This is a genomic window from Microcoleus sp. FACHB-672 (assembly GCF_014695725.1).
Classification (GTDB): Bacteria; Cyanobacteriota; Cyanobacteriia; order Cyanobacteriales; family Oscillatoriaceae; genus FACHB-68.
This window is the reverse complement of sequence record NZ_JACJOU010000006.1, coordinates 74,210-99,070: the sequence shown is the minus strand read 5'-3', so window position 1 is coordinate 99,070 and position 24,861 is coordinate 74,210. Positions and strand designations below refer to the sequence as shown.

Annotated in this window: 17 protein-coding genes; 4 read left to right on the top strand and 13 right to left on the bottom strand. The window is 44.7% G+C overall.

Features of this window, described 5'->3' with window-relative positions; translation table 11 throughout:
* Positions 1-22: 22 nt before the first annotated feature.
* Together H6F56_RS03170 and H6F56_RS03165 are read right to left on the bottom strand one after the other, a co-directional pair.
* Positions 23-1,675, bottom strand: a complete 1,653-nt coding sequence (locus H6F56_RS03170; protein WP_190665400.1) for an HlyD family efflux transporter periplasmic adaptor subunit — start codon at positions 1,673-1,675, stop codon at positions 23-25.
* Positions 1,672-4,683 (bottom strand): peptidase domain-containing ABC transporter, encoded by a 3,012-nt coding sequence (locus tag H6F56_RS03165; protein WP_190665399.1) that lies wholly within the window; start codon positions 4,681-4,683, stop codon positions 1,672-1,674. Before H6F56_RS03165 ends, H6F56_RS03170 begins: the two co-directional genes overlap by 4 nt.
* 117 nt (positions 4,684-4,800) lie before the next feature.
* Between H6F56_RS03165 and H6F56_RS03160 the strand changes: the two genes are divergently transcribed.
* Positions 4,801-4,938 (top strand): hypothetical protein, encoded by a 138-nt coding sequence (locus H6F56_RS03160; RefSeq protein WP_190665398.1) that lies wholly within the window; start codon positions 4,801-4,803, stop codon positions 4,936-4,938.
* A 112-nt stretch (positions 4,939-5,050) separates the two neighbouring features.
* Here H6F56_RS03160 and H6F56_RS03155 read toward each other — a convergent pair whose 3' ends face one another.
* The gene (locus H6F56_RS03155) at positions 5,051-5,803 is read right to left on the bottom strand and encodes a peptidylprolyl isomerase (RefSeq protein ID WP_190665494.1); all 753 of its coding nucleotides are present in this window, start codon (positions 5,801-5,803) and stop codon (positions 5,051-5,053) included.
* A 210-nt stretch (positions 5,804-6,013) separates the two neighbouring features.
* Here H6F56_RS03155 and H6F56_RS03150 point away from each other — a divergent pair, with 210 nt between their 5' ends.
* The gene (locus H6F56_RS03150; RefSeq protein WP_190665397.1) at positions 6,014-6,904 is read left to right on the top strand and encodes a calcium-binding protein; all 891 of its coding nucleotides are present in this window, start codon (positions 6,014-6,016) and stop codon (positions 6,902-6,904) included.
* Between the two features lie 139 nt (positions 6,905-7,043).
* On the opposite strand, the gene H6F56_RS03145 is transcribed toward H6F56_RS03150, so the two are convergent.
* Positions 7,044-8,570 carry a calcium-binding protein gene (locus H6F56_RS03145; RefSeq protein ID WP_190665396.1) on the bottom strand — a complete coding sequence of 509 codons (1,527 nt, stop codon included), beginning with the start codon at positions 8,568-8,570 and terminating at the stop codon, positions 7,044-7,046.
* A gap of 850 nt (positions 8,571-9,420) precedes the next feature.
* On the opposite strand from H6F56_RS03145, the gene H6F56_RS03140 reads away from it, so the two are divergent.
* Together H6F56_RS03140 and H6F56_RS03135 are read left to right on the top strand one after the other, a co-directional pair.
* Positions 9,421-11,730 (top strand): tetratricopeptide repeat protein, encoded by a 2,310-nt coding sequence (locus H6F56_RS03140; protein WP_190665395.1) that lies wholly within the window; start codon positions 9,421-9,423, stop codon positions 11,728-11,730.
* A gap of 213 nt (positions 11,731-11,943) precedes the next feature.
* A complete protein-coding gene (locus H6F56_RS03135; protein ID WP_190665394.1) occupies positions 11,944-13,032 on the top strand; it encodes an IS4 family transposase in 1,089 nt (362 codons plus the stop codon).
* 86 nt (positions 13,033-13,118) lie between these two features.
* Here H6F56_RS03135 and H6F56_RS03130 read toward each other — a convergent pair whose 3' ends face one another.
* The 9 genes from H6F56_RS03130 to H6F56_RS03090 form a co-directional block, all read right to left on the bottom strand.
* Positions 13,119-14,771: a glycosyltransferase family 2 protein gene (locus H6F56_RS03130; protein ID WP_190665393.1), complete on the bottom strand. Its 1,653-nt coding sequence runs from the start codon at positions 14,769-14,771 to the stop codon at positions 13,119-13,121.
* A 114-nt stretch (positions 14,772-14,885) separates the two neighbouring features.
* Entirely contained in the window at positions 14,886-16,187 is a 1,302-nt protein-coding gene (locus tag H6F56_RS03125; RefSeq protein WP_190665392.1) for a glycosyltransferase family 4 protein, read from the bottom strand.
* 99 nt (positions 16,188-16,286) lie between these two features.
* Positions 16,287-17,033: a sulfotransferase domain-containing protein gene (locus tag H6F56_RS03120; RefSeq protein WP_309236426.1), complete on the bottom strand. Its 747-nt coding sequence runs from the start codon at positions 17,031-17,033 to the stop codon at positions 16,287-16,289.
* The gene (locus H6F56_RS03115; RefSeq protein WP_190665391.1) at positions 17,030-18,904 is read right to left on the bottom strand and encodes a glycosyltransferase family 2 protein; all 1,875 of its coding nucleotides are present in this window, start codon (positions 18,902-18,904) and stop codon (positions 17,030-17,032) included. The genes H6F56_RS03120 and H6F56_RS03115 overlap by 4 nt, the downstream gene beginning before the upstream one ends.
* A 63-nt stretch (positions 18,905-18,967) precedes the next feature.
* Complete coding sequence (locus H6F56_RS03110; protein WP_199312554.1) at positions 18,968-20,230, bottom strand: glycosyltransferase; 1,263 nt, start codon at positions 20,228-20,230, stop codon at positions 18,968-18,970.
* A 37-nt stretch (positions 20,231-20,267) separates the two neighbouring features.
* The gene (locus H6F56_RS03105) at positions 20,268-21,299 is read right to left on the bottom strand and encodes a sulfotransferase family protein (RefSeq protein WP_242031848.1); all 1,032 of its coding nucleotides are present in this window, start codon (positions 21,297-21,299) and stop codon (positions 20,268-20,270) included.
* 58 nt (positions 21,300-21,357) lie between these two features.
* Positions 21,358-22,236, bottom strand: coding sequence for a class I SAM-dependent methyltransferase (locus H6F56_RS03100; protein WP_190665390.1), 879 nt, complete (start codon positions 22,234-22,236; stop codon positions 21,358-21,360).
* Between the two features lie 81 nt (positions 22,237-22,317).
* Positions 22,318-23,718 carry an ABC transporter ATP-binding protein gene (locus H6F56_RS03095; protein WP_190665389.1) on the bottom strand — a complete coding sequence of 467 codons (1,401 nt, stop codon included), beginning with the start codon at positions 23,716-23,718 and terminating at the stop codon, positions 22,318-22,320.
* Positions 23,719-23,772: 54 nt separating this feature from the next.
* Entirely contained in the window at positions 23,773-24,618 is an 846-nt protein-coding gene (locus H6F56_RS03090; protein WP_190665388.1) for an ABC transporter permease, read from the bottom strand.
* Between the last annotated feature and the right edge of the window lie 243 nt (positions 24,619-24,861).

Sequence of the window (24,861 nt, the reverse complement as noted above, 5' to 3'; positions counted from 1 at the left end):
ATTCATCACTCCCTTACTTTTTTTACTTCACCGTCTCTAAAGTCTTCACTTTCCGTCCCATCCGATCCAAGAACATTTCCATCACAGTCCGCTTACCGATCTTCACCGTCGCTTGGACTGCCATCCCTGACTGGATGGGAATCTGTTTATCACTCACCTTAAAATACTGACGATCCAGTTCAATTTTTGCTGGGAAAGAATAGTAGGGGCGTTCTTGAGTGGGCGGCAAAGCATCTTTCCCAATCGAGAGCAATTTGCCTTCAATCGTGCCAAATTCCATTGCCGGGAACGCTTCAATGTTGATATCCACCGGCATTCCTTCTCTGACCAACGCAATATCCTTATTTTGAATGAATACGTTGGCGATCAGCTTATCATTGGGAATCAGCTTGAGAATCGGCTCTTGATCAGTTTCCCGCGCGACACTCCCAGATGATGCTTTGAGATCGAACACGAAACCGCTCACGGGTGCCCGCAATTCTTGATATTGAAGAGCTTGTTGAGCCTTCGTCAACTCCCCTTCTATTCGGGCCATCGTTTTTTGATTTTCCAGCTTAGACTTTCCTAATTGGGAATCAATTTCTGCAATTTGCTTTTCATTGTCTGAAATTTTCGTGAGAACGTCTTTTCTCGACAACTCTTGTGTATTTTGCAATTCTTGCTTCGCCCGTTCAATTTGCACGGCAATCCGCTGCGCTTCATCGCTAAGCCGGTTGACTTCGGCTTGGCGTGCCGTGATTTCATCCTGACTGGTTAACAGTTCCCGCTGCCGCGTTTCGATATCATTGAGGCTTGTCAGCAGATCTGATTCTCCTGATAGCACTTCAGCTTGGCGAGTCAAGACTTCTTGCTCTTGACGTTGACGTTGCAGCTTAGACAGCGCCCCTTCTTCCACCAATGGGGACACCTGGGATAAAATCTGTCTATTCAGCTCTAGCACCTCTTCGGTCTTTGCTTTTTGTTGCTGGAGCGTTTCAATTCGTCTTTGAGCCGTTGCTAATTGGATTTGAGCCTTGGGGATTTGTTGCCTAGCCGATGCTAGTCGCTCTTGGGCTGATGATAATTGTCCTTGAGTTTGGGAAAGCTGTTTTTCCAATTCCTGAACTTGCAAACGGGCGGCCTGGACGCGAGACTGGTACTCGGCGCGGCTGGCTCCTAAAAGTCGCTCTTGGGTGGCGTCAAACGCGCCGCTGCCACCGACTAACCCATCGGGTTCATTCGCCAACGCTTGGTAATATTGATTTTGTGTGATTAAGTTCTCGCGCAGTTTAGTCAGTGATTGTAAATCGGAGCCTTTGCCTGCGGGGCTAGTGCCATCTACTGAGGAGTAAAACTGATTTTCGCGAATCAGAGATTCTTTGAGATTTCTCAAAGATCCCACATCAGCTTCGGGTGAGGTGGGGTCAAACGTCAGTAGGATTTCGCCTTGTTTAACAAAGTCTCCGTCGTCAATGAGAACCTCACGGACAACTCCGCCGGTGGGCGCTCTTATTTCTCTAGGGGCTTCTTTTGGTTCTAATTTGCCTGTGGCGGGAATGGCTTGCTCAACATTCGCAACCGCTGCCCAAATCAGACCCGATGCTGTTACGCCGACAATCAGCCAAACAAAGACTTGTGACCAGATCGCTGGCTGCTCTAGAATGACGGGTTGATCAAATACTGAATCAGATTTCACAGCTGTGACTCCTGTTGCTGATAGAGGCAATAGTAAAGCCCTTTCAGGGCCATTAATTCGTCGTGGGTGCCTTGCTCGACGACAGAACCTTGAGCCATCATTAATATCTCATCCGCACTCCTCACGGTGGAGAGCCGGTGAGTAATGAAAAAGACGGTACGCCCCTTAAAGGCAACCCTCAAGTTCTCACACACTTGTCGTTCTGACTCGTAATCGAGGGCACTGGTTGCTTCATCTAAAATGAGCAGTTTGGGGTTTTGCAATACCGTGCGGGCGATGGCAATTCGCTGTCTCTGACCCCCAGATAGACCTGAACCCCGTTCTCCTACGACTGAGTTATAGCCATTTGGCAGAGACATAATAAACTCGTGGGCGAAGGCAATTTTTGCAGCCTCAATAATTTCTTCTGTGGTAGCTTCTGGGTTGTTGAGGGCGATGTTTTCTTGCACGGAGCCATTGAATAGCAGGGTGTCTTGGAGAACCATGCCTATCTGCCGGCGCAAGGAATACAGTTCTACTTTCGTGATATCGTACCCATCAATTTGAATGCGACCGGAGAGGGGGTCATAAAGGCGCTGCAGTAATTTCATCAAGGTACTTTTACCGGAGCCACTCTGACCGACAATGCCCACAAATTTGCCGGCGGGAAACTCTAGGTTGATATTAACCAGTTGCAGCGCTCCAGCGGCGGCAAAGCGGAATGAAACGCCGTCATATTTGACATTTCCTTGAATCTCCGGCAGGGGAATATTATTCCTATTATCTGCGTCTGCTTCTAAAGGCGCATCCAGAATATCACTGAGTCGTTCAATGGACAAAGCAGTTTCTTGGAAATTCTGCCACAGCTGTACTAAGCGCAGCAGGGGGCTGGTGACATAGCCTGAAATAATCCGGAATGCGATTAATTGACCTAAACTCAGCTCATTGTTCAAGACCAAATGTGCCCCAGCCCACAGGATGAGTAAGCCTGAGAGTTTTTGCAAGAAGCCGCTAACTGAGCCGGCGGTGCTAGAGGTTAATACGGATTTAAAACCGGCACTGACATATCGGGCATAACGCTCTTGCCATTGCCAGCGGGCTAGCAGTTCTATGTTCTGCGCTTTGACGGTTTGAATCCCGTTAAGGACTTCAACAAGATAAGATTCTGCATCCGCGTAGCGTTCGGCCCTTCTGCGTAACTGCTGGCGGATGATGGGAGATACGAGCAGGGTTAAGGCGGCAAATAAGGGCACCGTCGCCAATGCCACAATTGACAGTATCCAACTGTAAATGAACATGACGACGATGTAGACCACTGAAAAGACGGCGTCGAGTACCACTGTCAGGGCTGTGCCGGTGAGAAATTGCCGAATTCTTTCTAATTCATTCATCCGACCGGCCAGTTCACCAACGCGCCGGTTGTCAAAGTAGTTCAGTGGCAGGCGGACTAAATGGTTAATCACCTCCGAACCCAAACTCAGGTCAATTCGGTTCGTGGTGTCCACAAATAAATAGGTTCGTAGGGCGGTCAGCAGGGCTTCAAACAGCGCTACACCCAGCAAAAAGAACCCCAAAACATCTAAGGTTTCGATACTGCGCTGTACCAGCACTTTATCGATGATGACCTGGGTGATCAGCGGGTTGGCCAACCCGAACAGCTGGACAAAGAATGAAGCAATGAAGACTTGGCTTAAGACGCCGCGATATTTAATAACTGATGGAATAAACCAGTTAAGGCTGAACTTTTCCGTTCGCTCCCCTTGAGGAACTTGTAGCAGCAGTATCTGCCCGACTTCTCCCCAAGCTTCTACAAATTCCTTGGGAACCTTCTTGATAATGCCGGTTTCTGGCACGGCCATGACCAGCTCTTTTTCAGTGATGCTGTAGATGATGGCAAAGCTATCTTTCCAGCTAATCAGGGCAGGTGCTTTAAGCCGGTTTACTGCTGTTGCAGGAACTTGCACCAGTTGGGCACGCAGCCCCATCATCTCTACTACAGCTCCGCAGGTTTGTAAAGAAATTTGCCCTTTGGTTTTCAGCTGGCTATCGAGTACCCGGCGAATAACGTCCTTACGAAATGTGACGCCAGTATGCTTGCTTAACATTTGAAAGCAAGCTAAGGGCGCATTAATGGGGCCAATTCCCTTGACAAACGGGTATTTCGCCCGTGGTGCGAAAGGGTCTGGTTCCGGCTCTGGGGGACGTGGCGGAGCGTCGGTTATTTGGTAGGTAGGAGTTGGGGGTAACCGCTCAAGGCCGGCGGTGATGCCGTCGGATGGGGCTGAGTCTTGGATAACGGTTACTTCTTGAGCGGCTTGGCTGGTCATTTCAGTTTGAAACTGCAAGCCAAGCAATCTGGCTCCTCTTTTCCCCTGCACAGATAAGACGCGCTGTGAGCCGTCAAGGGACAGCCGGCTTTCTGTAGGAAAATCTCCGACTTCGCCACTGCTGACTAGCCAAACCCGATTGGGGTCTAATTTGGCGAGATTCAGCTGGCCGGGTGGTAAGTTTAAGACAACCGAATCTTCCCAAATTCGGAATGCTAAGTCTTTGAGATTTGCAACTCCATCGGCTCTGCGCTGGAGTTCTGCACTTAAGAGTTCAAAAACTTCGCTAAGGGCGGGGCGCTCGCGAAAGGCTTGGCTCAGGACGGGTTCTGCGTCTAGGGAGGCTAAAAAGTCTGCGGCTGAAAGGCTGATACATACGACTTCTGTAGAGGCGATCGCTGTTTCGCATGGTACGTTTCGCACCAAGCCGGCCCAGCCTAAAATTTCTCCTGAACCCACTAATTTTAAGCTGACGGGCATCTGTATGCGCTGGTCATAGCCTAACAATCGGGCTTGCCCCTGATAAATCATGACCACCTGAGTGGGCATTTTCTCGCGTTCAAAGATTGGTTGCCCCGTGCGGTAACGCAGGAGTTGGCATTTGGCTGCAATCGCTTGTAAAGCATTTACTCCCAGCCGATCGAACGGGGCCGTTTGCGCCAAAAAAGCAGGAATTTGAGACGGGGAAACTGTTTGGGTCATACCGGAAGTTTTGAACTTGGCTTCGGGTGGGTCGCTTTCATCCGATGGTAACTTTAAGCCATTATTTGTTGCTCTCCATGTCAACAAATCTCAACTAATTCCAAGCCGATTCTCGTTATGATGCCCCATTTCAGTAATTTTGCCGGCTTGGCAAAATACAGCTCTCACAAGCAGCCATCCACCCTCAAGCATTTTAGCGCTAATGAAAGCGCTTTTGTGTTGGGTGTAGCATTTTATGATCGCTGGCAAATTTAGAGGAGATTGGAATTGCTTGAAACCGATTGACTCAAAAAAATTTATATTGGCTTGATCCTAAATACTTGTTGCGGTCGGTAGTGATTGGGATCGCCACAATTAACTGTTTTAATCACGCCGAAGTTGGAGTTGCTGACAAAAGAGATTGCAAGGGTCTGACTTGCTGGATTTGCTCTTTGATCCAGTTATCAAACATTTCATCAATGAGGTGACGGCGCATCGAGTCATCTAGGCGAGCCGGTAGAAATTTTTCCAATCGAATAATTACAAACCATTCGGCCAGAACACGTGGGGGCCAGAGTTGACCGGGTTTACTGACAGACAGAAGTTTACTGATGGCTGGGTGAGGCTGAGAAAGAGGAACCGGCCCTAATAAACCACCTGTGCGGGCTTCTGGGCCTAGAGAGTATTCTTTGGCAAGCTCCGTAAAAGACTGTTCGCCTTCTGAGATGCGAAAATAAATTTCTTGAGCCATTCCCGGATCTTGGGTGCGGATTAAGGAATAAACGACTTGATCTAAGCTGCCCTTGCGGGTGAGAAAATAGGATTCTACTTTGGCTCCCCAGGTAGCTGTTTTAAATTTTTCTAAGAGTAGGGGGCGAACTACGAACTCTTCCATCTGCGCTTGGGTCATCCCCTGATTTTGCAGCCAAGCGTCCCGTGCTTGGGCCGAACTCAGCTGGTGCTGCTGGTAAAACTGTTGGATGATTGCTTGACGCTCTTCGTCAGTGCAAGTGATGCCGGTGATCGCTTGGTCAATGATAATGCCTCGCAAAAGTTGGGGCATTAACTGATAGCGATTTAAGAGCGAGGGAATTTCATGCGCTTGGATGACTGTGTTGCCTACTTGGAAAAGTTCTGCCATGTTTTCCGGTTCACCTGTGCTCATGAGGTTTTCTGTGTAGCTATCAAAAGGAGGCCAATCACTTGCTTGCCGGCCTTACCTTAATTTCAGGGCTGCCGATGAATTTGTCTGCTCTAAGGTAGTAAAATGTGCCAACTTCACTCGCCTCGCAACTGCTACATAATGTTAATGCTATGAGTGCGTCGGCGCTGATTCAATTTGGCATTCTCTATGCGTATTCTGTTCACAATTGCCCATTTTTTCAATCCCGCTGGTGGTGGTTCTCACGGTTCTCAAAAAAAAGACCCGCAACCCCGTATCCAAGCTTTGAGTGCCGGCATTACTGCCTTGCACCAGTTATTTGGCAAGTCTCAGAGCATTATTGACATTGCCCAGCTTTTAGCATTGCCTGCCAATCAATCGCAATCTCACGATATTGATATTATCGTCTGTACAACTCAAGACTGTCATATTTTGTCCCAGGTTCCCTTGCGGTCTCACTTATACACTCATCATGGCACGAGTGCGGAGCCAATGCTGTTAGGCTTTGAGTGCCAAGCTGTACTGCGGGATAGTTTGGGTAAATATGACTACTACTGTTTTTTGGAAGACGACTTAATTCTGCATGACCCTTGGTTTTTCGTGAAATTACAGTGGTTTAGCAAGATATCGGGGGAGTTGAACCTGCTCCAGCCTAATCGCTATGAGGTATCGCTTTACGGCAAAGTTCACAAAGCTTATATTGATGGCGACATACGACCTCGTGCAACTGCCAAATTCCAGAATGTGGGGGAACAGGCGGAATTGAAGGGCAAGATTATGGAAACGCCGGTGCTGTTCCGCCGTGCGCTAAATCCTCATTCGGGTTGCTATTTTCTGAATGCCGGCCAAATGGCTTACTGGGCAAAGCAGCCTTATTTTTTAGACCGGGATACTAGCTTTGTTGGCCCCCTGGAAAGTGCAGCAACTCTAGGAATCATGAAGACTTTCAGGATTTATAAGCCGGCTCCACCTCAAGCAGGGTTTTTAGAAATTCAGCACTACGGCACGGCTTTTCTTGGTTTGATTGGGGGGCAAGTGCGCTTTCCGGCTACAGAAGAGACTTCCCAAGGGGCCGGCTGAGGCAAATTGTGGGGTGCAGTCGGTTCAAAGGGCCGTGCTCGAAAACCCACAAAAAAGCTGGGGATCGCCTCCCCAGCTTCATTTAATTACAGCTCTGCGCTTAATAAGTGAGAGCCGGCACTTATCTTAATCAGAGCATTTAGATGATCTGAATGTCATTCTCTGTGACGGTGCCACCGAAAATTGTTGCGACAACAGATGTGCCGCCGGCGGTACTACCATTGACATCAAAAATTAAGTTCCTGGTGGTGGTTTCAAACGCGAACAGAGGCGCAGTCCCGGCAGCGCCGGTTGTGCCGTTGTAAGTTGACACGACCACGAGCTGAGCGTCATTTAAACCGGATGCTCTTGGCAAGTTTCCAATACCAGCACCCCGGAATAATAATTTGTCAGTGCCGCTGACAAAATCACCGATGCGGTCACCAAACTCCCCTGGTTGAAAGTAGCTAAAGCGATCTTGACCATCACCTCCAGTCATTATGTCTGCACCCACGCTGCCGTACAGGGTGTCATTGCCTGCACCACCATTGAGAATCTCTACATTCGCACTACCGAGGAGCTGGTCATCCCCATTACCGCCAGCCCAAACTAGGCCAGATGAGGATTCAGCCTGTCTTGCGTCTAAAGTATCATTACCATCTCCAGCTTCAAAGAAGTCTGTGCCATCTGTTGAGAACAGGCTGTCATTGCCTGCGCCACCAATTAGCTTCTGAAAGCCGACACCGACTATAATATCGTTACCGTTGCCGCCCTCTAAGGCGGTTCCTTGCTCTAAGGGTGTGTCCTCCCCGCTTCCCGCAGTCCCCGCTACACCCGATAGAACATCGTTGCCGTCGCCTCCCCTTACGGTATCATTAACGTAGGCGGCAATGATAGTGTCATTGCCCTTGTCCCCAGACAAAATAAGTTCTCCTGAGGCGTCGGCACCACCAGCGGCATTTTCGGCAGTAATAAAGTCGTTGCCCTGGCCGCCATACACCGAAGATTGAGAACCTTCACCCACTTCTATGTAGTCATTGCCGATATTGCCGTTGAAGTAGACTTTATCTCCGGCTCCACCCACAATACTGTCATCGCCGCCGCCCCTTGGGTCGTAATCACCGAGGACGGTATCACCCCCACCGCCACCGGAAATTGTGTCAGCACCTACGTCACCTGACAAGAAGTTTTTAGTCGAAGTTGCCGTTGCAACCAGCAAGTCGTCTCCCTGGCCACCATACATGCTTTCAGAGCCGCCGCTGCCGGTGAGAGTGTCATCTCCTAGGTTGCCAAAGTAGGAGTTTTTGGTTGCCAGCAGTTCTTCACTGGTCGGAAAGAAAGGACTTGGCGGTGCAGTTGCAGCATCCCCACCGACGATAGAATCATCACCACCGCCGCCGAACATCGAATCGTTACCGATACTTGAGCCGTTAATGGTGTCGTCGTCTTCCTCTCCAAATAGTAAAGTCCTTCCCTTGGAACTCGTCAGAGTGTCATTATCCTTACCCCCAGCCAAGGTGTCGTTTGGTCCTTCAGCGAAGAGACGGTCGCCATCGGCGTTACCGTAAAGTGCACTGCCCCCACCGCTAAAAGATTGGATAATGTCCTGGCCTCCCAGGCCGAGTACAGTATCCGGGCCATTTACTAGCTGCTGTACGTTGTTGCTATCGTTGAGTATGATCGCCATTTTCTGGTCTCGCTCCTCTGTTGCGCGTCGTAGTAGTTGTCATACTTGCCAAATCGGCTAACGCCTGAAACCCTTGACGTTAAATTGGCAGTCGTCTAGTCTATTCAGTCCGCAGCAAGTCTATCTTAGATTACAGCGCAGTGTCTAGCCTGTTCGTCTTGAAAACTCTTGATTGCTTGCCTCTTTCAAGATTTGTGTTGCTCATTGCTGTCTGGACAAGTTCAGTTGTCTTGGCTTCAATATTATCCTGCTGCTGTCTGTATTTAGAAAATTTACAGGTTAATGCTGCGCTTGTCACACCAGCTTTATAGGCTGAGTTCCCATTGATTGTGTATCGTTGAAGACAGATCGCCTCCTCCTTAAGTTCCCAAAATTTTAGGGAGTTGCAAAAGTTTTTCGATTTTAGCGCTAAGCGCTTAGAAGAATGCTTGATTTTCGCGAGGGGAAAAGGCTTTATTCGGAACGTGAGAATAAGCGATGGGGTACGCCCCCTGATCGCGCGATCATTGTAATTAACGTGAGTATCAAATCTCAAGCTAATAATTGATGGGGATAGTGCCGGCCTGAGCTGGGTTAGCCTTGCCCCATTCGGGTGTTTGTTGATCGTGAAAGCATTATAGCAACTGGCTATAGAAGTTTTATCTTTGATTGAGAGCGTGCCTTCACGAAACTAGCTGGGAATAGACGAAGCTTGGCTACAGGTTTGAGCGCTCAACGGAAAATCGTATAATGCCAACGATGGTCTTGAGGGAAGGATGCAGATTAATGTTTTGGCATTTCTCGCCCACCAGCCTACAGCCTCTTTTACCTATTGCCCATTATCTATTTTATTTTGAGTGAGGGTTCTTTGGTGAATTTCAAGTCAGCTCAACTTCATTTCAACACAGGCAAGCAGCTCAAAGAGTCCGGCAAGTTTGATGAGGCCATTGGCCACTACCAAATAGCTTTGGAGCTCGAACCCGATCAGGTTGAGGTACTAAACCAGTTGGCTGAGGTCTACTATGCCCAGAACCGTTTAACAGAGGCAATTGTAGCTTGCCAAAAAGCGCTGAAGCTCAAACCGAATTTTGCTGAAGCGTATAAGACGTTGGGGAACGTGTTACAAGCTCAAGGTAAGCTAGAGCCGGCAATGCGAGCTTATTCAAAGGCCATCGATATCAAGCCAGACTTTGCGGAAGCTTTGGCTAACTTGGGCAGTATGTTTTACAAGCAAGGCCGACTTGACGAGGCGCTGCCTTACTATCAAAAAGCGGTTACCTTCAACCCCGATCTAGCTGGGGTCTACTGGAATTTAGGGAATTTATTAAAGCAACTGGGCCGGCTTAATGAGGGGAATGCTTGTTTGCAAAGGGCTTTAGAACTTAAGCCAGAATTGGGTGGGGCCGAGTTCCTAGTTAATCTGGGAAATGCTTTGCTCAAGCAGGACAAGTGGCAAGAAGCAATTGGTCGATATCAAAGCGCACTGAGGCTCAAACCCGATTGGGCCGAAGCTCATTGCCAGCTAGGGTTGGCACTTTGGCGATTGAATGAGCGGCAGGATCAGTTCAACTTACAGAATTTCTCCGAGGCCGTTCGCTGTCTTTTGAGAGCGATTGTCACTAAACCGGATTTCATGGCAGCGCAACAAGGTTTGGGTAACGCTCTCATCGCATCACGGACAGGTCCGAATGAATTGAGTTATTTAAGACAAGCGGCTGATAAGTATCTTGAAATCTCTGGGGAAAAGGGAAAAATTATAGCGAAGATGGCTTTTGCTGTGACCTATTTTAAATCAGGGTTGCATCAATTAGCTGAAGAGAAGTTTAAAGAGGTAGAAACGCAAATAATTCAGAGTTCCGGGACTTTAAATCAAGATAATAGAGCGATTTTATACAGTGGTATGCTGCTGGCTGCCCCTCACTTACGAGACGATCTAGAGGCAAATACTAATCTTTTTAAATTAGTTGGACAACAGTACCGCAAATCCAATAATTTGAGGGTAAATCCTTACCAGCTCGGAAACATCAATGAAGCTTTACCGTTTAAGACGCGGGAGGGAAAGTTAAAAATTGGGTTACTTTCAAAAGATTTTACAAAACAGGCATCGGCAGGAAGCAGTTTCGATGTGATTGGGGAGCTAGCCCAGCTAAGCCCCCACATTCATTTATATGCGACAGATTGGATAAAATCTGATGAGACAAGCCGGAAATTTGAGAAAGTAGCGGCCAAATTTTATCAGTTTAAAAAGCCTTCTGAAGAGTTTTCGCTTTATGATCAGGAAATTGTTAAACAAATATTAGAAGATGACCTAGATATCTTGGTGAATTTGGACTCTATAACGAGTTCTGGTCATGCAGAGATCCTCGATTGCCAACCGGCTCGTGTTTGTATCTCTGGCTTAGGATGTGAAGCACCGTTTATCTCTGATAAAAATTACTTTCTTTGCGATTGGCACACGCACCCAGCCGGCACTGAGCAGCATTACACCGAACAGTTAATCAGGATGCCTAATTCCTTTATGGCGGTTTCTGGTTTTGACAGTACCCCAATGGATCGCAATGCTGGTCGTAAATCCTTAAGGATTGGCTTGGATCAGGTTGTTTACCTATGCGTATCTCCGGCTTCCAAGTTGAGTGATGAAATGATAGAGGCGCAGATTAAAATTCTCAAGCAGGTGCCTGATGGAGTGCTACTCTATAAAGGTTTAGCAGACGAACAGGTAACTGTACCCGCTTATCAGCAAGCCTGTGAAGCTCAGGGAGTTGGTTCTCACCGAGTTAAATTTTTACCCCAAACACAAACCGAGAAAGAACACAGGTCTATTTGTAAAAGTGCTGATGTGCTGCTAGATTCCTATCCTTATAATGGTGGAATTCAAACGCTAGAGGCATTGTGGTTTAATGTGCCGATGGTGACGAGGACAGGTAAGCAAGGTGTTGCTAGAAAGGGTTACTCATTTTTAAAAAGCTTAGACATTGAGGCAGGTGTTAGCCAATCTTGGGAAGAGTATATAGAATGGGGAATTCGATTGGGTCTTGGTGCTGATTTAAGGCATGAAATTCGGGAGCGTTTGGAGCGATCTAAACAACCAGAAGGTTTAGCACCTGTGTGGACTCCTAAGAAGTTTGCGGAAGATATGTATTCAGTTTTTGAAGAACTTCTCGCTAAACAAAGCGGTTAGTATAGTCAGAGAGTTTTCAGTATTTGTTTGTCTGTAAAAAAGGTTGAAAGCTGGGGGGGGGTAACAAGAAAGCTGAAACCGTGACAGAGAAAGGATGAGAGCTTGGTGAAAAAAAAGATGGGTCGGCTATAGTGACAAGCAAACCCAAAAATCAAAAAACAGCAATTCTATCACGAGCATCTAGAGAAGCAACTGGGCCGCGCCCAGTTCTTGATGTTGCTGATTCTAATCAACATTATTCAATCCCAGAAAGAAGTCAGACTAGAAACCATAGCGAGAGTGTTTCCGCTGTGGATAACTTTTGAAGGAAGACGCAGAAAGATACAAAGATTCTTGGATTTACCCAGCTTAACAGTCAGTCGCATATTATGGCCCATTATCAGTTATTGGCTCTTGAACTCGATGCCAAAAAAGCCGAATCAGAAGTTATACTTAGCGATTGACCGCAGCCAGTGGAAAAATATCAACTTACTGATGGTGAGCGTGATTTGGCAAAGAAGAGCTATTCCCTTAGCCTGGAGATTATTGCCGCACTTAGGCAATAGTAACTTTGAGGAACAAGAAAGCGTACCCTCCCCAGTTTTAGCCAGATTCAAAGATTATCAAATAGTGGTGTTAGGAAACCGAGAGTTTTGTTCCCTAGATTTAGCTTCATGGCTTGTGGCAAGTCATGTCGGAGTTTGTTTAAGGTTGAAAAAAGCCACTTGTCTGGAAGTCGAAAATCAAATTTGGCAGCGATTGGATGAGTTACCAATTAAGCCGGGAATCTCCTGCTATTATCAAGGCAGAAGAATCAGGAAAACCCGGCCAGTTGCCGGATTCTCTGTGGCAGCGAAATGGAAAAGAAACTACCGGGGTCAAACCGCAAAAGAAGCTTGGTTTATCTTGACGAATCTGGGAAGTTTAACGGTGGCAATTGCCGCGTATAAAAGAAGAATGGGCATTGAACAAATGTTCCGAGACTGTAAAAGAGGGGGCTATAACCTAGAACGCACTGGATTAAGAGGAGAGCGATTGAACGCAATGATTTTGGTGATGTCTCTGGCTTATTTACAGTCTACTCTGCAAGGGGATGAAATCAACAGACATCAGGGAAAAAAATATGTCTGTCGTTCCAAAGAATCGGGAAGAATCTATCGAAGACGCAGCACCTTGGGGATTGGGTTAGATGCAGAACAATGGGTAAAAAACTTGGAACAATATCACCCATGGGCCGCAGAATTAACCAGTAAATCTTCTCATAAACGCCACTTTTATCAGCGAGGTCTAAGGGCACAAACCATTATCCGCTCTATTTCTTAGCTCTCTTGTTACCCCTTCAGGGTTGAAAGAAAAACCTAAAAAAACTCACCGTTGCTGATTTAATCGTTGCAGCAAGGGGTGAAACATTAAACTTTAGCCAATGTTTGGTAGTCGCTGAGGAACCACTTGGGAAGGTGAGAAAAATCAGCCGACACCGGCAGCCGGTCGGCACTGTAGTAAAGCGAGGCTGCTAGCAGGTAATGAATAGCTTTTGGTTGATTAACTTCTTTATCCATATTGGCTGTTAAGTCGCTCACAAAAGCTTGTTCATTTGGAGTCAGAGGCTGATCTTTCATTTCACTGCTTAAAAGTGCGCGATATGCTTTACCAACATCAGATGCGTAGAAAGTTTCTAACGCCTCTGTTGGCACACTCAGCCAAAAATCAGCCAGTTGTTTGCGAAGCTTTTGTAAATCTGCTAGCACTAATAAGTCGGATGGATCAATTTGATAAAGATTTACACATCCAATTAGCTCGTTTAAAAATCGGGGAGAACAAACAGTTTCTTGAATAGAGAAAGTTTCTTTTGTCTTTCTTCCCTGGAAAATAACTGGATAAGCGTTCTTTATCTTCAGAATAAAAGCCTCTTTTGGTGGCAAAATTCCTTCAGCTAGCATGGCGGCTTGAGCAACATCAGATATCCCCGCTTGCTCACAGTTAATAATTAATGTTGTTATGACACCATTTGGTTCGGCAAAAGGGCCTTGAGGGGGTTCGCGTTCGCCCATCTTTTTCGGAGGAATATTTAACCTTGAAAGAGGAATTTCATACTTTTGAGCTAATAATTTAATGTCGTTTAGAGTGTTTTCATAACTTCCCGGATCTACATTAATGCGTAAAGACATCCGTTTTAATAATTCTTCTATATTAACATCGAACTCTTGGTTCTCTGGGAAATATAGCTCTTTGGTTTTAAGGATAACATCAGCAAGTAGTATATATTGATCTTTTGAAGGAATCAAGCGTGGGTGCAATTCAGCAGAAATATCTTTTTTTTCTTCTTCTATATAATCTTTGAAAGGCTGCGCGTTTAAGCTTTGGTAGTTGGCAGAGGTTCCTGTACTATGTCCTGAAACTCCAATAACTGAAAGGGGACGAAAAGAATACAAGTATTTTTCGGAAAAATAGGCATTAAGGATGCCAGAGGCGACATCCGGACAGTAGGACATAAAATATTTACCATGGATAGATTTGATTTTTTTAATCAAATCTTGATGAATAAAAGAGTTATAAACCATCGGCAAATATTCATAAGTTAGATGATAATTACAATATTGAAGCAATTTTTGATGAGAATTAACAATTCCAGCTTCCTGGGAAAAGCCCATTCTTAGCCTGTTGCGCCGCCAAGGAACAATAGCGCTAGGCCACCAATAGAAAAAGCGGTTCCAAGAAATAATTGAAAGGTTGGAATCATTGATCAAATTGAACGCAATTTCTAAACCGTCGGGCATTAAAGCATCATCATCTCCTAAAACAAAGATATATTCTCCCGTTGCGTAAGATAAACCTAGTTCCCAATTGTCCGACATTGAGAGCCTTTCAGTTGCACGATAATATTTAATTCTTGGATCGTTAAATGAATCGACAACTTCAGCGGTTTCTGGAGTGCTAAAGTTATCCATAACGATTAGTTCAAACTCTTTATAAGTTTGATTGATGACGCTCTGAATGGAATATTTAAGGGTGTCGTGTCTCTGACGAGTTGGGATGATAATTGAAAAAAGAACTTGGGGCATAAATCACTCTTTTTGAATCTCGCTTGTTGAGTTGATTAAACAGAAGCCGGCCTAAAATTGTCAAATTACTCGAGTGCTACTGAGTAAACTATTAGCTTGTTCACGCTAAATCAATTAACCTCTATTAGAGCCACGTTTGGCAACTTCAAAGCCTTTACTCGTTTTCTGTTTCCGAGGCTTTTCATTGCTTTGTGGGGTCATAGAACCGCTGGCAACGTCTTTAATCAGTTGAAGTTGACGGCTTAGCATATCTTTCAAAGCATATCGCTCCAAAGCAGTTTGGCGAGCTTTCACGCGAAGCTCAGCCATGCGCGTGGGGTGATCCATGACTTCATCAACTCTATCTGCAATTTGCTTGGGTGAGAAGAAATCCACCAGCAAACCATTTTCTCCATCACGGATGACTTCTTTCACCGGCGCAGTGTCAGAACCAATAACTAAGCAGCCGGTTGACATGGATTCAATCATCGACCAAGACAACACAAATGGCCGGGTTAAATAGATGTGCGCGGAGGATGCCTGAATCACTTTCAGGTACAAACCATAGGGGAGAGAACCGACAAAATGAACGCGTGATAAATCGAGTGGCACCTTTTTGAGCATATGCTCTTTATAAGTTTCGTTGTTCGGCAAAGATTTCCCGTAACAAACTCTATCTGAGCCGACAACGACAACATGACAGTTTGGCCGGCGCTCTTGAATATAAGCAATCGATTCAATAAATTCTGGAAAACCGCGATAAGGTTCCATGCCCCGTGCGACATAGGTAACAATTTCATCAACACCGGACAAATCCAGGTTCGGTAAAATCAATTTTGCGCCTGGGTTTGGCTTAAAGTAATCGGTATCAACGCCATCGTGCAGCACACTAATTTTGCTGTGGAATTCTTTAGGAAATTGCGATCGCTGCCAATTTGTGGGAGAGACGCCCCAATCGCAGGAATATAAATCAATAAGAATGGGGGAATTTTTAACACGAATGCGGGGAAAATCATCAAGGCTTAGAGGGTCTGCTGGGTCAAAATTTGCATCTGAACCGTAGGCGTGATAAAACCATTCAAAATAGCAAAGGAGGCGGCTTTTGGGAAAGGCGTCTTTTACAAAAAGTGTTGGTCCCCAACCCGAATGACCGCAAACAATATCTGGTACAAATTCTTCCTTTTTCAGCTGTTCAGCGATGCGAAATACCGCTTGTCCGTAGAGAACAGCACTTTCTAAAGGACGAACATAGTGGTGAGTTTCTGGACGCGGATCTCGACTGGGTGTAAAAACGACTTTTCTGACGCCCGGTATGTTCCATTCAGGACGCTCATTTTTAGTCCCAAAAACTACTTCATGATTGGGATCGCTGCCGAGGGCGGTGACAATATGGCGGTACTGAGCGGGAAAGTTGGGATGAAGGAATAAAACTCGCATTGGATTGGCCAAAAATATAGAATAAGACTACGCAATTAATGGAAATTTACCGAACTCGACTGGATGGGAGAACCGGCAGCTAGCTGGGCTTTGCAAGATTCAGTGGGGAAAGAATGTCATGCCTAAATATTCCTGTAATTTGCGATTGTGGAGTTGGAAATAGTCGCTTAAGTAACGTTGGGTTGCTTCCGTAAGTGGGGGGTAATCCCCTACATTGTACTTGCTGTAGTGGTCAAGTTGATAAGCCGGCAACTCTAAAAATTCAAATACCTGATCAAGAGTTTTCCCAGGATTTGTGTAAAAGTTTTCACTTTTGATAACTAAGAACTGTTTTTTGGGGAACAGATCCATCCAGGTTTCGAGTTGCTTGATGTAGATGCCGCGTGACAGGTAAGAGTAGTGCTGGTGATTGAAACTATAGTAAGTTTCATCTGCTAAAAGCTTCTCGGTTTCTCCGTTGAGTCTTTCCGCTTCCTGTGCGATGGCTTCGTCAAAGGAGAAGGACTCAAACCCTAGTCTAACTTCATGATGGTAGTGTGACCAAGCTCTAGCAACCGGCTCTCTGAGCAAAACGATTAATTTAATATTGGGAAAGAGTTGATAGACTCGCTGGGGAACGCAGGGATGAAAGAAATAGTAGGGGCTTGATTCTCCGGTGAGTTGCTGTTCGCTAGTTGGCAGGGGAAATTGCTGCTGATACCACTCAATTCCTTGAGAAAAATTTAGGTCAAAAAAGTGTACTTCCTTTTGGGCTGCCGGCAGAATTTGAGGATGCTGAATCAAATACTGGTACAGGGAAGTTGTGCCACATTTTTGACCGCCAATAATTAGAAAGTCTGGCATCATATATTAATACTGTAGTCCTCCCGTCCTCTGGTTAAATGAGGGCTGTAACAAGGATCATGATCGATCATGTATTGCCACCGGCTTTTGAGAATTGCTGCTTCTCGGAGGCGTCGTAGTTCTTTTTCTGGGGTATCTTCGTAACCCCGGGTTTTCGATTCATAGTGGTAGAGAACGACGTGGGGAAGATAGATATTTCGATATCCTTTGGCAACCATTTTTAGGCACAAATCAACATCATTGTAGGCAACGGCTAATTCTTCAGTAAATCCTCCAATGCTGTCAAAAACATCGCGTCGGCACATTAAGCAAGCGCCGGTGACGGCTGAATAATTACTGATAGTTTTCACCTGACAAACGTAGCCGGGGGTAGTGGAGGGGAAATGCCGGTGACTATGTCCGGCAACGTCCCCAATTCCCATCACAACGCCCGCGTGTTGGATGGTATCATTGTCATATAATAAAAGTGCCCCGACGGCTCCAATTGAGGGTCTTTGCGCTTGCTCAACCATTGCGTCAATCCAATCGGGTGTAACGATTTCTGTGTCATTATTTAAAAAGAGCAAATAGTCGCCTTTGGCTTGGGTTACGGCATAGTTATTAAGTTTAGGGTAGTTAAAGGGAATATCGAGCGGGTAACATTTAAACCGGCTGGGTTCTTTTGCACTCCAATCAGCAAAAAGTTTGGCGGTTGCGGCTTCTGTGCTGCCGTTATCTATGACAATGACTTCATAGTTGGGGTAAACGCTCTTTTTAAAGATCGATTCCAGGCATTGATTCAGCATTCCTGCTAAATCCTTGGTGGGAATGATGATACTGACTAATTTATAATCAGAGATTTTGTAGCGAACTGTATAGTGTCCAAGATACTCAGTAACGCCTGTGACTTTTCCTTTTTCGCCGCGTCTGTGAATGGCTTCTGTAATCGCTTTTTCTGCGGCTTCGTAAGCATAAGATTTGACGCTGGCGGTGCCGGTTGCGGTTGATTCTGGATGAACTCGCCAGTGGTAAAGAATCTTAGAAATGTGGAAGATTTTTTCGGTTTTTTCTGTGAAGCGAAGAACAAGATCATAATCTTGGCTACCTTCATAGCCGGCTCGAAATCCGCCAATTTCATTTAAAATTGAGCGCCGGTAGATTCCCAAATGGCAAGTATACATTCGGGATAGGAAGGAGTCGGGACACCAGTCCGGTTTGAAGAAGGGATCTTTGAGGCAATTACCCTCATCAATTTTATCTTCATCTGAATAGATCATGTCGGCTTCGGGATGCCGGTTTAGCAGCAACGCGACTTCATACAAGGCATCTGGCGTTAATAAATCATCATGATCAAGCAGTGCGACAAATTCGCCAGTGGCAATTTCTAAAGCTGAGTTAGAAGCGCGAGCAATGTGGCCATTTTTACTTCTAAAAAGAACTTTTATGCGGGAATCTTTTTCCGCATATTCCTTTAAAATCGATTTTACATACAATTCTGTTGAAGCATCATCTGCAATGCACAGTTCCCAATAGGGATAAACCTGATGAATAACTGATTCAATTGCTTCTTTTAAGAAACGTTCTGGTGTGTTAAAAACCGGCATGATAACACTGATAACCGGCTTGTAAGGAAAAATTTCCAAGGTTTCAGCCATTTTCCGAAGATCGGCTTTTCTGGGATAATGTTTGTTAAGCCAACGCGCGTAAGGATCGTCATTTGTTGCCATTGCCGGCGCTGCTTCAATCACTGCCGGCGGCGTAGTATCTAGCTTAAGATAAAGTTTCTTAAATACTTTTGATAAAGTATGGCGTGTGCCTTTGGTTTTCCAAATAATAGATAGATGCTTTAGACGTGACAAAATATGTCGGGGACGGGAGAGTGCACTTTTAAACATCGATCTATCAGCTTGTGAACTTGCTAGTTTTGGTTGAAGCAGTGAGGGAATGAAAGCAACTGGTTAGGGTTCTTGTTTTAACCCCATAACTTTTTTAAGCTTAAACCACTGGGCGCGTAACTTCCAAAATTTACTGGTTTCCATCGCCGCAACCGTTGCTTGTGAGGACTCCAATGCCAGTTGGGTTTGTTGCAGATGGTTTTGAGAATGGACGAGTTCGTTTTGAATTCCATCAAGCTGGGTTTGAGTTTGTTGCAACTCGTTATGCCGGCTGCCTAATTCGCCTTGGATGCGATCAAGCTCGGCTTGGGTTTGTTGCAACTGATTATGCCGGCTTTCTAGTTCGGTTTGGGTTTGTTGTAGCTGGGTTTGGGTTTGTTGGAGCTGGGTTTGTGACTTCTCGAACTCATCTTGGGTTTGCGCTAGCTGAGTCTGCCGGTGTGCAAGTTCAGCCTGCAATTGCGCCTGGATTTGTTGCAGTTGGATTCGCGCTTGATCTAAGTCAGCTTGGGTTTGTTTTACCTGCCACTGTAAAGTTTGAGAATGAGCGTTTTCTCTGAGCAAGGCAAACTCTTTTTCTGCAAATATATTAGCAAAATTTGTTGTATAAAGTCCCAAATGTTTAGTACAAATATATCGAAAAAGTTGCTTGCGATTTTCCGGAAGATTGCAAGCGCTTACCATAGACTCTGATCGCACCCGGTAGTCAAACATCACTTCCGGAAGGTGATAAAATTTCCATCCTTGTGTAGCAGCGCCTAGCCAGAAATCCCAATCCTCATAGCCTAATTTATCGGGTATTTTTGGATCGTAACCTCCACAATCTTTCCAAACAATTTTTCGGAAAACCGCACAGGCATCAATATAATTTCCCAGTGCTAGCCGATTAATATCAAATTCGGGAACTTGCCAAACTCCTGTTTTTGCGCCAAAAAATTCGGCATCGCCGTAAACGATTCCGATTTCTGGATAATTATCCAAAATTTCAATACTTTTTACAATATAGTTTTCTCTGACTTTATTATCAGCATCTAAAGGTAAAATATAACGTCCTAAAGCTTTGCTAATTCCTGTATTCCTTGCTTGAGCTAATCCTTGGTTAATTTGATCGATGACTTGATAGCCATTTTCTTTTAAATAATTTAAAACTTTATGGGTTAAAGGTTCGGTTGAACCATCATTAACAATAATGATTTCTACAGACTCATTATTTTTATAATTTTGTAATCCTGAAACAGCTTCCAAAATAAACTCGCCTTGATTGTAACAGGGAATCACCACTGACAAAGCGACTTGACTGCTTCTAGATTCTTTTAATGCAGACATTTAAGTTGGTTCTCCCGGTTTGTCATAGTTGTTTCAGTTAATTAATTTTAGTTAGCTTTTTAATTTTAGATAAGGCACGGTGTAATTTCCAAACTTTGGAACTTTTTAAAATTGAGTTTTCTTCTTTTAATTGAGCGAGTTGAGATTCTAGGTCAATTTTATCTTGCTGAAGCTGCCGGTAAAGATTTTGAAGCTGTCCCTGATTTTCAAATGCCTGGCGGTAGAGTAATAAAGGTAAGCATTCGGCAGGAGAAATTTTGCCGCCTGCCGATTCCTGTAAAAAATCACTGGGAATATCTGCTGCGCGATCTAACTCGGCGAGAAGTGAGAAATATTGAGGTGCAATCTGTTGTAAAAGTTGAACAAGGGGATGTTGCCGGCCTAAACTATTAAAAAGGCTGGAATCATAAATTTCTTTCAAACGTGCCGGCTCATAATCACTGGCAACTCTCAAGTTTAGCTTAGTCTCCAGCAGTTCAACCAGCCGGGTTGGAGATTGCAGTAAGGTATTAATATTAACTAAAATACACCGATCTGAATGTCGAGCGTAAAAATCTAGGAGATGCCGGTTATAAAAAGCCCAAACTTTTAAGGGATATTCAGGATGTTCAGTGAAAATTCCACTATTGAGGCGAAGAATCGAATCAGCGACATCCCAAGGTAAGCGATAAACTAATAAATATCGCGCTTCAGGGAGTAATTGTTCCCAAAAATCAAGCATGAGAGAGGTACGCGGATCTTTCCAACCCCAAAAAGCTGATTTTTGATTGCGAGATGCGATTAACTCTTTTGCCGGCTTAATGTAGGTTTGAAATTTATCGCGATCCAAGCATTCACTTTCTGTCCAACCCCAATCTGTCCAACCGGCTTCTCCCTGCCGGCAGCAATTTTGCAGGATTGTTCGCTGAAATTCTAAAAAATCCAAATCTTCAAAATAACCTTTAGCATTAAAAATATCAGCGGCAAAGAAATTTTCTCCTAAATTAATACCTAAAGCTTGGATGAATGAAGCAGTTAGGGATGTGCCAGAACGGTGCATTCCAGTTATGATTAAAGTCTGTGACATCATTTCCCTCACTGTGCGCTTAGTTTTGTTATAAATTATTTCAAATTCAGTGTTTTAGCTTTTATAATTCTTCAGGTTTTAAGGAATTTTCCCAGTCTTCTTGAGGCAAGTCATTCATCACCTGCGATGAAAATAAAGATACCTTTTTCCCTTTAATTGCTAAAAATGTACTGCGATCCGTTTCCTTTTTTAATCGCATCATTTCATACTTTTTGACGGGAGGGTTGTGACATTCATAGATAGAAGTAAACCCAATATGAGACAGAAAATTATATAAAGAGGGACGGGTAAACCAAAAACTGTTGGGATTATCTAATGATGACCACAAAACCTTGACTCTTTCTTCAGGAGTCGTATTAGGATCGTGTTCTGTATATAATCTTCCCCAGTATTCTTTTTCTTTATATAAAGCAGGAGTTTCAGTCACCATACTAACCTGGGTGTCTATGATGGCAAAACTTTGACAAACTTCTGAAATTTTTTCTAAAAACTCAAAAACATCTGGAGCATCTAAATGATAAAGAATTCCTATACACAGAACAATATCAAATTTTCCATATTTTTCTAGGCTGAGATTACGAACATCATCTTGAATAATTTCAATATTATTGACTGATAAAACATCCTTGGCAAACCGCGCCTTTTCTACATTCGCTTCTCTCCCTTCTATGGCGACAACGTTGGCACCTTGCAAGGCAAGTTCCATCCCATAGAGTCCTTCTAGGCAAGCCAAGTCTAAAATTCGCATATTTTCAAATGATTTACCTGAAATATCGGCAACCATTTGCACAATTCGCCTTAATTTAACTTCTGCGCCAGTAATGCTTTGCCGGCTAATGGTATAAAGATCGCCCTCCAGTTGAATGTTGTGATTCGTCCATTCCCCATATTTTTGGATAATATCTGCTTTTCTCTGCTGGATAGTTTCGAGGTTACTCATCTGAATTTTAATAGGACAAAAGATGCGGTAATTTTACAAACTTAAGATTAGAGATATGGATAGGATTAAAAACTTATATCCCTACAGTTCTGATAAATTCAAGTTTTTTGTTTCTTCGACTACACATAAGCTAGGCTCAATCAGTAAGTCAACGATTCCACTTCCACAAGACTCGATTTGAGGTTGAACTCTAAACATAGCAACATCAATACAACGAGCCAGGTAAGTAAAATTGCCGTCAACAATCCCTGAAACGCCGGCATTTAAAAAGTATACACCAGGATGCAGCAAACACTGAAATTGAAATTTGACAATCAAAGTTGTTTCAGCTTCAACATGGTTAATAGAATGACTGCCGGTTGAAAATGAAGCCCCTCCCAGTTCAAATCCGCTTAAGGTTTTGATTAACATCCCAAAGCGAATTTTAGAAGCCGGCTTAAAAAATGAAACAGTGTAGGTGTAAATGTAATCATTTCGCCCAATCAGATGATTGACAACTTTCCCCTCAAGTGTAGTAATTTGAGGATTGATAATTTTGGCACCGCGAGGCACATAGGAAATCGTATTCGCCGGCACTAATTCCGGATCATAAAATTCCCCTAACCCTTTATCCTCCATTGCTTGATTCGGCACAACAGATAATAAAGGAGTTTTTTCACAAACTAGGACAGTTTGATTAACCGGCTCAGGATTTACCGGCTTATTCAAAGCCCTAATATCCTCCCGCAAAGACTGTTCAATATCAGCCGGCGCATAAATTAACTTGTGATATTTATCTAAAACAAACTTGGGCGTATTAAACAGCAATAACTCGCCGCGATCCATTAAAATCGCCGAATCGCAAAGTTCAATGACTGCCGCAGCCGAGTGAGAAACAAATAAAACCGTTCCCCCTCTTTCCTGAATTGTTTGTAGGCGGACAAAACATTTACGCTGAAACGCTTCATCTCCAACTGAAAGCGCTTCATCCACAATCAAAATATCCGGATCAACACTCGTTGAAACCGCAAACGCCAGCCTGACAAACATCCCGCTGGAATAGGTTTTCACCGGCTGATCGATAAAATCTCCAATATCGGCAAAAGCCGCAATTTCATCAAATTTTTCTTCAATTTCTTGATGCTTTAATCCCAATAACTGACCGTTAAAAAAAACATTTTGCCGGCCTGTAAACTCAGGATTAAATCCACTTCCCAACTCTAATAAAGCTGAAACTCGACCCTTTACCTCGACTTCGCCTGTGGTTGCCGCTAGCGTTCCCACAATGACTTGCAACAGCGTACTTTTTCCCGAACCATTGCGCCCCACCACCCCTAAAGTCTTCCCCTTTGGCACTTCCAGGTTAATATCTCGCAGCGCCCAAAACTCCTGAGACCGGCTCTTTCCAGGCAGTAAAATTTCCTTTAATCGATCTACTGGATGCCCGTACCGCTTAAAGCACTTCGAGACATTTTTTAGTGAAATGGCGACATCATCATGCATGGGATTCTGTTGTAAAAACCGGCAACGAATAACCTAACAATTCAATTTGAAAATTTAGAGAACATCCGCAAAAGCAGGGCGCAACCGCTTATACGTCCATAATCCTCCATAGAACACAATTAAAGAAACCACAGAAGCCACACCCCATTCTCCCCAGTGCTTGACTTCCCCTACTAATATTAAATCCCGATAAACTTCAGAAATTGCTGCCATTGGATTAATCCAAAATACCAACGCCCGCCAACTTTCCGGAATAATTTCTGCTGGATAGCAAATCGGCGTAAAGTAGAACCAAAAATTTAAAATGACTGAAGCAGTTTGGGGAATATCTCGCAAAAACACCGTCATAGCCGCCCCTAAGTATCCAAAGCCGGCAGTTAACAGTAATTGCGGCAACCAAACCAGCGGCAGTAACGATAAAGTTGGGTGCAGAGAGTGCGTTGTCATGGCTAACAAGACAATTAAAGCCATTAAACCAAAAGCACTCTCAATGAAGGCTGAAAGCACCGGCACCATCGGCAACAAAGTCAGCGGAAACACCACCTTCTTCACCAAATTAGGCTGCGCCACAACCGATCCCGATGCCTGAAGAAAGCCGCCGGTAAACGCTGTCCAAGGCAACAACCCTGCAAACAGCCACAAACCAAACGTTAAATTATTATCCGGCATTCCGTTCAAGCTGAGCTTGACTTTTAACACAATCGAGAAGACATAAGTGTAAATCACCAATTGTGATAATTGAGTCACTAACGGCCATAAATTACCCAAAACTGAGCCTTTATAGCGTGCCTCTAACTCTCGCCGCACCAGCGTTCTCAACAGCTCGAATTTCAGCCACCACTGAGCCTCCCTTAACGGGTTACGTCTGACTCTGCCGGCCTTGTGGACAACTCCTTTCATCGACCTCAGCAATTTTACCTTCCTTACCTACTACCTACACACCACCTAAAACACTCCACCCCAAGCTTTGGGGTTCGCTGTTCTATTAAACAGCAATCAATCTCAACAGCAGGAACAGAATCGCCTTTAGCCTGTGATGAATTTGAGTTTCCTAACGTTCCCCGCTCACCCCGCCAGCGCCGGTTAAGCCGGTTTGGCCAAGCCTAACCCCACCTTAACGGTGTCTTGTCACCATAGATTAAG